Source organism: Vibrio sp. B1FLJ16 (genome assembly GCF_905175385.1).
In the GTDB taxonomy this organism is placed as follows: domain Bacteria; phylum Pseudomonadota; class Gammaproteobacteria; order Enterobacterales; family Vibrionaceae; genus Vibrio.
In genome coordinates this window covers 298,562-311,831 of record NZ_HG992750.1, presented here as the reverse complement: position 1 = coordinate 311,831, position 13,270 = coordinate 298,562, and the positions used below count along the sequence as shown (strand labels likewise).

At 45.5% G+C, this 13,270-nt stretch carries 11 protein-coding genes; 4 read left to right on the top strand and 7 right to left on the bottom strand.

What is annotated here, in order from left to right; translation table 11 throughout:
• Positions 1-15 precede the first annotated feature (15 nt).
• Together napH and napG are read right to left on the bottom strand one after the other, a co-directional pair.
• A complete protein-coding gene (gene napH, locus KHN79_RS15510; protein WP_182010165.1) occupies positions 16-870 on the bottom strand; it encodes a quinol dehydrogenase ferredoxin subunit NapH in 855 nt (284 codons plus the stop codon).
• Positions 870-1,640 carry a ferredoxin-type protein NapG gene (napG, locus tag KHN79_RS15505; RefSeq protein ID WP_182010166.1) on the bottom strand — a complete coding sequence of 257 codons (771 nt, stop codon included), beginning with the start codon at positions 1,638-1,640 and terminating at the stop codon, positions 870-872. The genes napH and napG overlap by 1 nt, the downstream gene beginning before the upstream one ends.
• Before the next feature lie 397 nt (positions 1,641-2,037).
• Between napG and KHN79_RS15500 the strand changes: the two genes are divergently transcribed.
• On the top strand, positions 2,038-2,538 hold the full coding sequence (locus KHN79_RS15500) for a GNAT family N-acetyltransferase (RefSeq protein ID WP_182010167.1): 501 nt from the start codon (positions 2,038-2,040) through the stop codon (positions 2,536-2,538).
• Between the two features lie 24 nt (positions 2,539-2,562).
• Here KHN79_RS15500 and KHN79_RS15495 read toward each other — a convergent pair whose 3' ends face one another.
• Together KHN79_RS15495 and KHN79_RS15490 are read right to left on the bottom strand one after the other, a co-directional pair.
• Complete coding sequence (locus tag KHN79_RS15495; protein ID WP_182010308.1) at positions 2,563-3,552, bottom strand: phosphotransferase; 990 nt, start codon at positions 3,550-3,552, stop codon at positions 2,563-2,565.
• 9 nt (positions 3,553-3,561) lie between these two features.
• Positions 3,562-3,837, bottom strand: coding sequence for a GNAT family N-acetyltransferase (locus tag KHN79_RS15490; RefSeq protein WP_182010168.1), 276 nt, complete (start codon positions 3,835-3,837; stop codon positions 3,562-3,564).
• A 116-nt stretch (positions 3,838-3,953) separates the two neighbouring features.
• Here KHN79_RS15490 and KHN79_RS15485 point away from each other — a divergent pair, with 116 nt between their 5' ends.
• Entirely contained in the window at positions 3,954-4,697 is a 744-nt protein-coding gene (locus tag KHN79_RS15485) for a flagellar brake protein (RefSeq protein ID WP_182010169.1), read from the top strand.
• 106 nt (positions 4,698-4,803) lie between these two features.
• Here KHN79_RS15485 and KHN79_RS15480 read toward each other — a convergent pair whose 3' ends face one another.
• Positions 4,804-7,167 (bottom strand): ATP-binding protein, encoded by a 2,364-nt coding sequence (locus KHN79_RS15480; RefSeq protein ID WP_182010170.1) that lies wholly within the window; start codon positions 7,165-7,167, stop codon positions 4,804-4,806.
• Between the two features lie 194 nt (positions 7,168-7,361).
• On the opposite strand from KHN79_RS15480, the gene KHN79_RS15475 reads away from it, so the two are divergent.
• Complete coding sequence (locus KHN79_RS15475) at positions 7,362-7,859, top strand: hypothetical protein (RefSeq protein ID WP_182010171.1); 498 nt, start codon at positions 7,362-7,364, stop codon at positions 7,857-7,859.
• A gap of 325 nt (positions 7,860-8,184) precedes the next feature.
• On the opposite strand, the gene KHN79_RS15470 is transcribed toward KHN79_RS15475, so the two are convergent.
• Positions 8,185-10,218 carry a prolyl oligopeptidase family serine peptidase gene (locus tag KHN79_RS15470; protein ID WP_182010172.1) on the bottom strand — a complete coding sequence of 678 codons (2,034 nt, stop codon included), beginning with the start codon at positions 10,216-10,218 and terminating at the stop codon, positions 8,185-8,187.
• 128 nt (positions 10,219-10,346) lie between these two features.
• The gene (locus KHN79_RS15465; RefSeq protein WP_182010173.1) at positions 10,347-11,246 is read right to left on the bottom strand and encodes a LysR family transcriptional regulator; all 900 of its coding nucleotides are present in this window, start codon (positions 11,244-11,246) and stop codon (positions 10,347-10,349) included.
• Between the two features lie 174 nt (positions 11,247-11,420).
• Here KHN79_RS15465 and KHN79_RS15460 point away from each other — a divergent pair, with 174 nt between their 5' ends.
• A complete protein-coding gene (locus KHN79_RS15460; protein WP_182010174.1) occupies positions 11,421-13,112 on the top strand; it encodes an L-lactate permease in 1,692 nt (563 codons plus the stop codon).
• The last annotated feature ends 158 nt before the right edge of the window (positions 13,113-13,270 follow it).

Sequence of the window (13,270 nt, the reverse complement as noted above, 5' to 3'; positions counted from 1 at the left end):
GGAAAATTAAAAGCCTTATTCGATATTTTTAACTGTGAGGCGGTTTTTAAACTCAAAAACCTGTTCCGGACACACATCCAGACAACGGCCGCAACTGATGCAGTTTTTATCCATCACTCGGCGGTCACCCTCTTTCAACGGCTGCCTCAGTACCTCTGGCTCAGGACAGACATAAAAACAGTCCATACACTTAGTGCAGCTTTCACGACGAATCGCTGTTACCCGAATTAGGCTCTGTTTTCCAATGACACCGTAAGTGGCCCCTAAGGGACACAAGTGACCACACCAGCCATGCTCAACCAGTAAAAGATCCAGGACAAAGACAAGTACGATAAGTATCCACCCTGCGCCCATGCCAAACACGAGCCCGCGATGTAACGCAGCTACCGGATCTATCCATGTCCATAGAATCGTGCCAGATACGGCACTACCTAGCATTAGAACCGGTATTAACCAGTAGCGAATAGACGGAGACCAACGATAACTTGCCTTAATATTCAGTTTTCTGCGCAGCCACGCTGCGAAGTCCGTAACCACATTCAAAGGACACACCCACGCGCAAAAAGCGCGCGGTGCTAAAACCGCATAAAACACAACAACAATCGTGACCCCGAGCAAAACATTAAACTCTGGAATGTGTCCGGTAGCCAAAGCCTGCAGTACGATAAGCGGGTCACTCATCGGGACAGTATCCAGCAGCATACTAGAGGAAAGATTACCGCTAAAAACGCCGATTGTTGGCCCAACCATGAACAAACCAATAATGGTTAGCTGACACAGTCTGCGTAAAATAAGAAATCGGTGTGCCCGCCACCAGCCAAGCTTATCAATCGCCTCTTTTCCGGCATCTTGTGCTAAATTTTTAGCCATCATCTGCCTCCTTTAAGAGACTCTAGTGCACCAGATGGTACTGAGTTCTCTCCCGGAAGCACATTCTCTAAAGGCTTATCTATCTCTTGCCAGCCGAAATTGTAATGGCTGCCAACCTTGCCTTTTGCCAGGTCTGTCGGCACGATTTTTATCGCAGATACATCCAGTACACATGCCTGTTCACACTTGCCACAACCTGTACAAATATCTGTATTAACCGTTGGGATCAGCTTAGCGTGGTAACCCGTACGGTCATTGTGAATTTTCTCTAACGTAATCGCTTCATCGATGAGAGGACAAACTCGATAACAAACATCACAGCGCAGACCTTGCCAGTTGAGACAGGTTTCATGGTCGATAAGAACTGCTGTACCCATCCTTGCATCATCGATATTGGTTAGCTCTGGATCAAGCGCACCACTCGGACACGCAACTACACAAGGAATATCATCACACATTTCGCAAGGGATATCGCGGGCATTGAAATACGGTGAGCCGGTAGCGACCGGCGATAATAAAGTAGCCAGTTTTAACGTATCGTAAGGACACGCTTGTACACACAACCCACAACGAACACAGGCAGATTCAAAATCACCTTCTGGGAGCGCACCTGGCGGTCGAATTGGGACGCCTTTGGTTTCTCGAGCCTGGCTTTGTAAGGACTGTAGCCCTAATACACAGGCAGCAGCACCAACACCCATGGCAGTTCGAGCAGTATCACGCAAAAATCGACGACGACTTTGGGATATTTTTGACGTGGAGGATTTCATCACTTTTCCTCAAAAAAGCTCCTTAATTAAGTTAAGCATAAATAGCCCGAAACGTTCATCTTCCCCATACCTCATAAGAGGTAACTCAATCCTCTATTGATTCAAATCAACTGTACGTGACCACTCACTTCACACTTTGAAGCCTTGTCTAAAATGGCTAAGAGAGAATTCGCCACAAATACCTGAATAACAAACAACAGCCAGTATAAAAATTCAACATAACAGCAATCAGTTCGACAATTTCAGCTATAAACCTCTAATAAAACTTAAAATCAAGACTGCGTAACCAACTAATTTAAAAGGCCTTAATGATGAATGCTTTTAAAAATCCTATTCAAGCTCAAATTTAGTGGTTAGATTAACGTTAATCACATAAAAAAAGCCACAGGAGAGAAGCATGGAAATAATCGTACGTCCAACCACGGTTGAAGACGCAGCCGCGCTGGTTGAAATCTATTCACAGCCCAAAGCACAGCGTGAAACCCTGCAACTCCCTAACCCCTCTGTCGCTATGTGGGTGAACAAGCTATCGAACTTGCCAGTTGGTATGTATAGTTATGTTGCTGAGGTAGATGGCAAAGTAGTTGGAAATATTGGTTTTCAGCACTCTCAGAGACCAAGAACCTCACATACCGGTTCATTTGGTCTCGGGGTTCACGATAGTTTTCACGGAATTGGCGTCGGCAGTAAACTGATAGAGACTGTAATCGAGTTAGCAGACAACTGGCTGAATGTACGACGAATTCAAATAGAGGTGAACACCGACAACGAAGCCGCCATCGGACTATACAAAAAGCACGGCTTTGAAGTAGAAGGTGAAGCGGTAGATGGCTCCTTCCGTAATGGAGAGTTCATCAATACCTATTACATGGCCCGCATAAGACCTAATAAAAACTAAAGTCCAGCCTCCAAACCGGAGGCTTTATTCTTTCAACTTCTTTAAACTTCCTTTTAGCGATGCAATAGCTCTTGCCGTTAGCGCTTCTGTGTATGGATTAATTTTCCAATGCCCCGGGCTCCAGCCTTTCACAAAACGCTGAAAATCAGCCCACGCGACTGCAAATAAAGGATGCCACTCTCGCTCAACATCTTCAGGATCAATATGTGGTTGGTAGATTTGCAGCGCTCGCGATAACTCTGCGAAATAGGTATCGAGTACCCAGCTTTCCATTTCTGAGTAGGCCTTTGGCTCGACGGCACTACTCATAAAAAGTGCTACGTCCTTCATGGCACAGCCATGGCCAACATACTGAAAATCCACCGCAGCAACCGATGATTCAGCTTGGTCGAAACAGAAGTTCGCCAGTTTGGCGTCTCCATGGACGATGGTTTGGTATTTTGCGTGAGTCAACTTGCGATCAATCAAGGTCGCGACCTGTTTTAATTCGCTGTCCTCTAACGCTTTCAGTTCATCGGGACGCGTCGCCAAATGCCAATAAGTGCCGCTTTTCCAAAGCTGCGAACTTTGAACGCCAATGTAACGGGCATGGAAATGTGCTAACCAGGAGAGGCAAGCCCGCAGATGAATTGGAGATGCCTTAGTGATCAGTTTGGGAAACCCCGCTTGCGCAAGATCTTCCATCACTATCAGCCATTCGTTGTCAGTTTGAAAGCATTTCAAGCCTTGCGGAAATCGGCAGTGCTCATCCGGTATGTGGCTGAATTTATCGTACCAACTCACTTCAACCTGATAGGAATGTAGCTTACGCTGGTGTGAAAGATCCGTGTTCCAGCCGCGTGGATGTTCTGATGGTTTGGGAAGGGTCACATGTTTCACGATGACTGAGCGTTCGGGAAACACAAGCCGAACCAGTTCACCATAGCCTCCCCACAGAGATTGAATCACTTCAGCAGTGACAAGATTGCCGAGATTCAGATCATTACCAATGTTTTGGTATAAAGAATTAATAATTCACCCCTCCTATGCCAAAAGGTGTGCCCACTGCTTATTTTTATCAATGTAGTACGCCACATAAGGACAAACAGGTACCACTTTATAGCCAAGTGATTCAATTTCAGGCAACACCGCTTCCATCATCAATTTTCCGCAGCCTTTGCCTCTAAGTTCTGCAGGAACCACCGTTGACGTTATGTGCATCACACCATCTTGAATTTGATAAACCACTCTTGCGTTAAATCCTTGCTCAAGATCCACTAAAAAAACGCCACTTTCGACATCGTGTATCACCTTTTTCACAATTTCCTCACTTTTTTTGATGCTAATTTATTGAATTGAACTATGTGACTGAATAAAATCATAACCTCGCTAGGAAGCAAAGTTATATCAGTCATCGTTCAGGTACGACAATAATAATGAAAAATACTCTAACCAGTGCCAGAGAGAGCACGTCACCTTCAAAAACCAAGAAAGAACCAGAACGCCAGTCCAGTATATTAAACAGTACCGATGCGATGGCCATGGTAGAACATGGCAGTGAAGTTACCCTAAGTGTAACAACACCAGTAGGCACCAAATTTATGACAACCAGCACTTTTATTGGTTGTCATTCGAACCATACCGCACTTATTGAAGTACCACATATTTCAGATGAAGATCTAAAGTACTACTTTCAAGAGGGGTTCTGGCTAAACGTAAAAGCCTATTCGCAGCGAGGCGAAGGAGCAATAATTCCTTTTCGGGCACAGTTGATCCATCGCTTAGATGAGCCCTACCCGTTATTGGTGCTCGATTTGCCAAGGACAATGCAGGTATTCCAGCTCAGAAAGGAAGTACGCTACGAGGTAAATTTAAAAGCTTACGTACACCTTAGCGGGTATCGTAATGAATGTGAGATCCGTGATTTATCACGTAGTGGTTGTCGCTTTGTCACATCGCCAATGAGCAGACCGCTCCATGTTGGTGATGAAATATCACTCGATCTTGCGATGCCCGGAGGCAACCGCTTACTCGCTCCGCTTAAAGGCCGGGTCTGCAACCTTCAAAAATCGACGCACTACTCCCGTTACGGCATGGAGTTCGACGATATAGGGAAAGAAAACGCCAAGAGTTTACTCAGCCACCTTAAGTTCGATGGTACTAAACTGAAGTTGAAGTAATCGCTTAGATAGTATTCTTGCAGAGCAGAATGCAAAAAAGAAAAAGGCACTCTAAAGTGCCTTTTCTCGTTTTACGCAATGATAAGCTCAGCTCTTATGGTGATGATTATTTTCTAAGAGCATTAAGCTTAGCCTGAGCAATACCAAAGATGGTATCTATCGGGTAAGAGCCTTCTTCAGTTGGCTCGCCGGCTACTTTTCCGGTAAACAGTTCGATCGCTTCGGTAACATGATCGATAGCCCATATGTTGAACTCTCCTTTTTCTACCGCCTTGACGATATCAGCACGCAGCATCAAATTGTGAACGTTAGAAGCCGGAATAATAACGCCTTGTCCGTCATGACGACCTTTAATCTCACACACGTCGTAAAAGCCTTCAATCTTTTCATTAACGCCACCAATTGGCTGCGCTTCGCCAAACTGATTCATCGAACCTGTAATGGCAATATCCTGACGGTTCGGCTGCTTGGAGAACGCAGACGCAACCGCACAAAGCTCTGCCATACTGGCACTGTCCCCATCTACGCCGCCGTAAGACTGCTCAAAGGTGATGGTGGTTGTAAGAGGTACTCTCGCCGTTTTACCAAACACCGACGACAAATACGCAGATAAGATCATTACCCCTTTGGAGTGGAGGCTGCCACCTAGATCAACGCTGCGCTCGATATCAATCACATCGCCGTCACCGTAGCAGGTAGTCGCTGTAATGCGGTTTGGTGCACCAAACATATAGTCGCTGGTACTTAATACGGAGAGCGCATTGACCTGACCCACTGCCGAACCTTCTGTTCGTATCAAGGTCGTCCCGTTTACATAGGTTTCCATTACACTGTCACGTAATCGACTAACACGCATTTCCTGATTCTTCATCGCTTCCTGAACGTGACCGGTCCGGATCATATTCGAGTTAGCCTGGCGGGCAACGTAATTGGACTCGCGAAGTAGGTTGGCAATATTCGCAGAATGAAGTGACAACTTGGTTTGGTCGCCAGACAAGCGTGAACTGTACTCAATAATGCGCGCAATGGCTTTTCGGTCGCAATGCAGCATGTTGTTATCATTGACGACACTGGAGATAAAGCGTGCGTAATGCAGTTCAGACTCCGGCGTGCGCGGCATTTCATCTTCAAAGTCGGCCGTTACGCGGAACAGTTCACTAAACTCCGGATCATAATGTTGTAACAGCTGATAAGTTCGGTAGTCACCAAACAGAATGATCTTTATATCTAAAGGAATAGGTTCCGGATCGAGTGATACCGCGCCAGTCAACGTCACTTCTTTCTCTAGCGAGGTGAAACTAAGCTGACGCGAACGAATCGCGCGCTTCAAACCATCCCATACATAGGGTTGTTCCAGAACTTTCTGCGCATCCATCAGGAGCACACCACCATTGGCTTTATGCAGACTGCCCGCACGGATAAGTGAAAAGTCAGTAAATACGGTGCCTTTAAACGTCGCCGTTTCAATAGAACCAAACAGAGAGTGATAATTCGGATTCTCTTCGACCACAATCGGGAAGTCACTGTTACAGCGACTAACCAGCACATTGACTTTGTAACGACGTGGTAATTTCTTATCAAGTGAAGCCGTAGCAATTTCGCCTTGTTCACCAGTTTGATCCAGAAAAATATCAGCATTCTCGACGATGTCTTTCTGCAGATCAGTCAAGTAGGTTTTAATTTCTGAGTATTGTGAGTAGTCAAGCTTAAGCGTTTTGATGAAATGAGTGATCACATCCAGAGTCACTTCATCATTGAGCTTCTGAATTTTGTCACTGTAGGTTTCTTCCCATTCAGTCAGCTCGCGCACCATAGAACGCAATGCTACTTCGAGTTCATCAATTGCATCACTGAACTGTTCCTGCTCTTTTTTACTCAAAGCATCAAAAGACTCTTCAGTATGCAACTCCTCTTCACCATTCATTGCTACAAACTGGTAATCACCTTGAGTCGTAATTGTCAGGCTAATGCCTTTGTCTTTCGCTTCCTTACTGATGCGATCCAACTCATTTTGCTGCTTGTTAGCAAGTTGGTTTTTTAAACGATCCGCCCGGCTAAAGTACATTTCATTATCAAAAGCCAGTGGTAAGGCATTAAGCAATTTGCCCATTAAAGCTTCGATATCTAGACGTAGTTTATTACCGATGCCACAAGGTAGTTTTAATACCTTTGGCGTACGGGTGTCTTCAAAGTTCGCGACATAACACCAGTCAAACAAAGCTTCCACATCGTGTTGATGACGGTTCAGATAACGCAGAATCATGGTACGTTTACCTAGCCCGTTCTGACCAATCGCGTAAATATTGTACCCTTTCTCCTTGATGGACATGGCAAACTCAACCGCCTTCTGAGCGCGCTCTTGTCCCACGATTTCATCAATCGGAGGAAGTTCCTTGGTAGACTTACATGGCATATTCTCTAGATCAGCTACAGAATACAGTTCCTTGGATTCCAATCTCAGTATTGCCATATCCACTTCCTTTTCTTATTGTCGTCACTTGAGTGTAGAGATTATTTGTTTAATTTTAAGTGATTTACGTTCCATCGCGATTCAGTTGAACACTTTATAAACAGCAACACAATACAAAATTCAAAACAACACCCTTGCAATTGATAATTATTTTCATTTAATATTTCGGTAAATCAAATTTTGCAGAGATGGATATGGATATTGAGCAATGTTGGATGCGCTACATAAAAGCAGGGCAATTAATGCAACAAGGTCACTGGCCTGAAGCTCATCGTTTATACGAGGAGGTACTCAATCATTTGCCTTGTCATATCCAGAAGGCGTTAGAAAACAACCAAACAAAGCCTTGCCAGTTTGTATGCTTGATCAGTGGCTTACGTGATGCCAGCATCGCACAATCTGAGATTCTTAACAGACTGGGACAACATCGGGACGCGTTTTCCGTGCTGAATCAAGCCTATGCGCTGTTCCAGTTCTTACAGCTAGAAAGGCACGACCTCATAGTAAGGTTGAAGGATTTACTCGCCCAACAAAGTGAAGACTTACTTGCGAAAATAGCAGCGTTTTGTTCCGCGCAACGTAATGCAGAATGGATGCTTGAGTTGGATCGTGTCTCGCACGCCCACGAGCAGTTTCTACAGTTACAGGCGATGGCATCCGGAGAGACCGCGACTGCACGCCTTTATAACTAATCCGTATGTACTAGTAGATTGACGCCACATTTAGAAATGAAAACCATGAAAATCAATATGAAGCTGCCTAAGTTCATCGCAGTGTCATTGTTTTGAACTAGGCTTAAATAACCTCAGCTCGAGATAAACAAAACTTCGTATCTCTTCGAAAATAGGCGTAGCTGCCTTTCGGTTTGGCCGCCGACACTGGCTGGGTTCAAATAGTCAGGCTTAGTCAACCTGATTAGGGTCTGTTGACCTAGCTATATCACCCTAAACTTGATGTAGTTTGATTTGCTCCCAACCATGAAAAATGCCGCGATTCATTCGCGGCATTTTTTATACACTATACGTTTTGAATCCCCATATTGTAGAGCGTAAACGCATATACATCGGTGGTGAGATCAATTTGCTTACTTAGCGGCATACCTGCTCCATGACCGGCATTTACATCAATACGGATTAGTACCGGATTCTCACCCTGATGTTTCTCTTGCAGCTCTGCAATAAACTTATAGGAGTGAGCCGGTACAACGCGATCATCATGATCAGCTGTTGTTACGAGCGTTGCTGGGTATTGCACGCCCTGTTTGACATTGTGCACTGGTGAATAACCAAGCAGATACTTGAACATCTCCTCATTTTGCTCGGAAGTGCCATAGTCATATTTCCAGCCTTCACCAGAAGTGAATGTGTGATAACGCAGCATATCAAGTACACCAACCGCAGGCAGTGCCACTTGGAATAACTCAGGTCGCTGAGTCATGCATGCACCCACCAGCAACCCACCATTCGAGCCACCACGAATAGCCAGACGCTCAGAGCTGGTGTAGTTGTTCTCAATCAGGTATTCCGCCGCTGCAATAAAATCATCAAACACGTTCTGCTTTTGTTGCTGAGTACCAGCGTTATGCCAAGCTTTTCCGTACTCGCCGCCTCCTCGCATATTTGCGACGACATAGATACCACCCAGTTCCAGCCAATTGGCTACATTACCTGAGAACATCGGTGTCAGGCTGATATTAAAACCACCATAACCGTACAGTATGGTTGGCGCACTGCCATCAAACTTAATACCCTTTTTGTATGAGACGATCATCGGTACTTTGGTACCGTCTTTTGATGTGTAGAAAACCTGTTTTGACTCATACTCACTGCGATCAAAAGGTGCTTTGGATTCTTGATAAAGTTTCGACTCACCCGTTTCGACATCAAAAGAAAAAATTGTCGGAGGGGTTACGTAATTCGTGAATGTGTAATAAAGCGTCGATTCTTCTTTCTTACCCGCTAAGCCATAGGCCGTACCTTCACCGGGCAACTTAACATCACGAATCCACTCCCCCTGATAGTTGAACTGTTGCACTCTCGATAAAACATCAACCATGTAAGTCGCGAACAAGTAACCACCGCCTTTGCCGACTTCTAACGGCTGCTCTTGCTCAGTGATAACATCTGCCCATTGTGACGTCCGAGTGTTATAGCTCACTACTTTGCCGTTTGGCGCTTCGAGGTTGGTGTAAAACAGCAGCGTATCATCCTGGTTATCAACTAGGTAAGTGTCACCGTCGGTTGTATCACGCAACATTACTACCTCTTGGGCTTCAGAGCTCAAGTCGATATAGAACAGACGGTTACCAGAGGTAGACTCGGCACCGGAAATAATCAGGTAACGGTCATCCGTCGTTGTCGTACCAGAAACATAGCGATGCTTTTGGTCATCTGACGCACCAAAAATGACTGTGTCTTGCGACTGTGCTGTACCCAGCTGATGATAATAAAGTTTGTGCTGCTCAGTACGAGCAGACAACTCACTCCCCTTCGGCTTATCGTAACTTGAGTAGTAGAAGCCTTTACTGCCCAGCCACGAAATCGAGGTAAATTTTGCGTCGATGATTTCAGGCTCTAACTGTTGTTTGGTTTCTGCGTCAATCACAAAAATCTTACGCCAGTCACTGCCGCCTTCAGAGATGGAGTACGCGACTAAATGGTTATCTTTTGAAAAACTCACCTCTCCGAGCGATGTCGTACCGTCTTCAGAGAAAGTATTTGGATCCAGGAATACTTCTGCCTCACCTTCTCCTTTATGTCGGTAAAGGACGCTTTGATTCTGCAAGCCATCATTTTTATAGAAATAGGTGTAATCGCCGCGAACAAATGGCTGTGAATATTTTTCGTAGTTCTGACTGTTTGCCACCAAGTCACGGATTTTCTGGCGGTAAGGAACTTGTCCAAGGAAGTCAAAAGTTACTGAGTTCTGGGTAGAAACCCAGTTGGCTGTTTCTTCACTGCGGTCATCTTCTAACCAACGATAAGTATCGACGATATCATGGCCAAAATAGCTGTCCACGACAGAATCTTTACGAGTTTTTGGGTAATGCATAACGTCCGTGTTGCTCCGTTTATCTATTATCTTGATTGTAATTGAGAGTAATTCTCAACACATACCTTAGGGCAGCGAGACCTGATTTCAACCAGCAGAATGAAACATTTATAAAATCCATGAGGCACCTAGAAGTAATGAGAAATGGTCAGGTAGCGATCTCGGATGTGCTCGATCAACAGCTTCACTTTGTTTGGGGGCTGCCGGGTAAACGGATATACCGCGTAGATGCCCAGCTTTTTGCCAACTAACTCAGGGAGAATATCAACCAGCTGACCATTGCGAATATCATGATAGACCAGGCAGCGAGGCACATAGGCGATACCGTGCCCGCCTAATGCGGCTTTACGAAGCGCGGTGGCGTTATCGGTTGAAAAACTACCTGATACTCTGACTATATAGTTGCCTTCATCACTCTTGAACTCCCAGTCCGAAGCGCCTGTGGTTTGGTAGGCATATTGGAAGCAGTTGTGACGCGTTAAATCTATCGGTTCGATTGGCTTACCATTTTTTGCTATATACGAAGGCGAGGCACATACGACCCATTGAGAATCAAGAATGTGTCGCGCAATTAAACTAGAGTCTTCCAGGTAACCAGTGCGAATGACAAGATCATAGCCGTCAGCCACGAGATCAACAAAGCGATTATCCAGTGACATGTCGACAGTTAACCCCGGATGAAGGTTACAAAACTCCGCGACTGCATCAGCTAGAATCAAGTCTCCAGATATGGATGGCACAGACATTTTGATATGGCCGGTGATGTTCTCTCCAAAGCCTGCAACCGCATCCATAGCTTCCTGAGTGGCTTGCTTCACATTTTTAGCACTGTTCAGTAACACCTTTCCTGCTTCTGTCAGGGTCAATTTACGCGTTGTTCGATATAATAGCTGAGCGCCGATTTCTTCTTCCAATCTCGCCATTCTTTTACTAACTACCGAATTTGTAAGGTTATTTGCCTCTGCAACCTTGCTAAAACTACCCAGTTCGATTACTTGAGAAAATAGGATTAAATCGTCTGCTCGCATCTCATTATGTCATTTTTGGAATTAATTATTTTCATTATTTCCCTATATCAAGAAAAAATAAAGGAGTAAATTCACGCCCAGTTAACAAAACGATCACAACAAAAACATTACAACAAAAGTCGCCTCTACAACGGAATACCCCGTTCGAGAAGTTAGCGAACGAAGGATGTACAAATGAGTGAAACCCTACTTGCCCTTGTGGCATTTTCGCCAATCGTTATGGCCGCCATTTTACTGGTTGGTCTCAACTGGCCCGCAAAAAAAGCCATGCCTGTCGCGTTCGGTATGACCGTCGCTATTGCCCTTTTCTTTTGGGATATGTCAGCTACTCGTGTGCTGGCGTCAGTATTCCAAGGTCTAGGAATTACTGTATCTGTTCTCTGGATCGTGTTTGGCGCTATCTTCTTGCTCAACACTTTAAAACACACCGGAGCGATCACCACTATCCGTAACGGATTTACGGATATATCTGCTGACCGCCGTATTCAAACGATCATCATCGCATGGTGTTTTGGTTCGTTCATCGAAGGTGCATCTGGCTTCGGTACACCAGCAGCAATTGCAGCACCATTATTAGTCGCTATTGGCTTCCCGGCGATGGCAGCTGTACTAATGGGCATGATGATTCAGTCTACTCCCGTATCATTCGGTGCTGTAGGTACACCAATCATTGTTGGTGTAAATAAAGGTCTGGATTCACACAACATTACGGAGACACTGGTAGCTGGTGGATCGACATGGGAAGCATACCTGCAAGATATCACTTCACACGTCGCGGTAATTCACGCAGTAGTAGGTACCTTGATTCCTGTATTGATGGCAGTGATGCTAACCCGATTCTTCGGTAAGAAACGAAGCTGGACTGAAGGCCTGGATATTCTGCCATTCGCATTGTTTGCGGGTATATCATTCACGATTCCTTACGCGTTAACAGGTATTTTCCTGGGCGCTGAGTTCCCGTCTCTGATTGGTGGTCTGGTTGGTCTTGCAATTGTCGTAACTGCCGCTAAGAAAGGCTTCCTGGTACCAAAAACAACATGGGATTTTGAAAGCGAGGACAAATGGCCAGCAGAGTGGTTAGGCTCTCTTAAAATGAACATGCAAGAGAACTACGGTAAGCCAATGAGCCTTGTGAAAGCCTGGGTACCATACGTAATGCTGGCCGTGATTCTAGTCGCTAGCCGTGTTAGCACAGAGTTTAAGGGCTTCCTGCAAAGCATCAGCGTTTCATTCAGCAACATTCTGGGTGAAGCAGGTGTCAGCGCGGCTATTCAACCGCTATACCTGCCTGGTGGCATCCTGGTATTTGTCGCTCTGCTTGCAGCCGTGCTACAAAGCGGCAGCGCTAAACCACTCCGTGAAGCATTTGGTGAGTCAAGCAAAACACTGATTGGTGCAGGCTTCGTACTGGTATTCACAATTCCAATGGTACGTATCTTCATCAACTCTGGTGTGAACGCTGCTGACCTTGCAAGTATGCCCGTTACAACCGCGAACTTTGCCTCTGACCTTGTTGGCTCTGCGTTCCCGGCACTGAGTGCAACTATTGGTGCGCTGGGCGCATTTATCGCCGGTTCGAACACGGTATCGAACATGATGTTCAGCCAGTTCCAGTTTGAGGTGGCCCAGACGCTGTCTATATCTAGTGTGGTGGTTGTATCCCTGCAAGCTGTTGGTGCCGCAGCAGGTAATATGATAGCGATCCATAACGTTGTTGCTGCTTCAGCAACGGTCGGTTTGTTAGGGCGCGAGGGTGCAACTCTACGTAAAACCGTTATCCCGACATTCTACTACCTTGTTATGACAGGCATTATTGGTCTCGCTCTGATTTACGGACTCCAGACTACAGATGTACTAATGAAATAAATGAAGACGCAGGGCCTCACCGCCCTGCACTGTTTTGGCACAGTTATCAACAGAACCACCCCGAAAGTTAGTTTAGCTTTCAAAGCCCCCTGTAACTGTGTCGCTTTCAATCATTTTGCCTAACTGATTGAATAATTGCGCCACGATTGTTCAATCAG